Origin of the sequence: Streptococcus sp. k-378 (assembly GCF_013277505.1) — a bacterium.
GTDB classification, from domain to species: Bacteria; Bacillota; Bacilli; order Lactobacillales; family Streptococcaceae; genus Streptococcus; species Streptococcus pseudopneumoniae.
Genome location: NZ_VMNC01000064.1, coordinates 1 through 1,129, shown reverse-complemented (window position 1 = coordinate 1,129; position 1,129 = coordinate 1). Strand labels below are relative to the sequence as shown.

The window sequence follows — 1,129 nt, the reverse complement described above, 5'->3', positions numbered from 1 at the left end:
TTTTCGTTCAGAGAACTGGCAGACACGACGCTTGTGCGACCAAGATCCTGCTTGATAGAGAGTTTCTGAGTAGGCGGAGTGGGGCAAGATGGTTAAGTCCTCATCCTGTGGGCAAGGGAGGGAAAGGTCTCCAAGACGGCTCAGAACAGTATTTTTCTTGAGTTTTATGAGGTAGTATTGCCCTGTTTTTTCAATTAAATCGTATAATTTTGGGGTCGCAAAGCCACTATCCATTCGAAAGAGAAGTTGATTAAACCGTTCTAAAACAGGTGTGATAAAGCTGTCTGACTCTTCAGAACAATAACGATTACCAGGACGAAGCTGGGCATTGAAACAATAACCTGTCTTCCCCTCGAAAGCATAAAGAGGATGATAGCCATGAGCACGATAGTGGGCGTTATAAGCAACACCTTCTTGCTTGCCATAAGCTGTGAAATGGGTAGAATCGATATCTACAATGAGTTGGTTTAGCTGGTGAAACTGTAAAAAGAATTCGACCAATTCAAGGTTGAGGCATCGCAAACTATGGACTGTTTCCTCGTCAGTTCTGGAAAGAAAACGGGATAAGGTTGGCTGTGAAGCAAGCTGCCCTCCTTCCAACAATTTTGGAAAGTAGGCATCAGCTGACAATTCTTTACAAGCATAGTCCGTTCCATAGCCTGTTAACAGTTGAAAGAGGAACTGGACAAGGATATCTGAATCCGAATAACGACAGTAGCGGCGTTGGTCATTCGTTACTAAATACTTAGAAATCCGCTCTTTTAGTTTCAACTGGGAAAAAAGTTCCTGAAAAAAGATAAGACCACCATACTGGGTTAAATGACCTCCATCGAAAGATAGTTGGTAAAAAGACTTGTTTTGGAAGTGATGATTTGGTAAACTGTTCATGTGAGTTTCCTTTCTTTTTGTGTTTTTTTCTACACTTATACCATAAAGGGGAAACTCTTTTTTGTCTAGTAAAAAACACCCATTGGGTGAAAAAAGAAACCATCCAGGATCTAAGCTAAGGCAAGGATTCTGGAGGGTTTTTAGATTAGGGGTGAATAATTGGGGTATACTTTTTTAATTTAATCCACTATAATAAAATGAAATAATAACAGGACAAATCGTTCAGGACAGTCAAATCGAT

At 40.3% G+C, this 1,129-nt stretch carries 1 protein-coding gene; it reads right to left on the bottom strand.

Annotated features, from left to right (window positions below):
* Positions 1-888: IS1380-like element ISSpn5 family transposase (locus HT719_RS07260; protein ID WP_172928709.1), on the bottom strand; the 888-nt coding region annotated here is incomplete at its 3' end.
* Positions 889-1,129 lie beyond the last annotated feature (241 nt).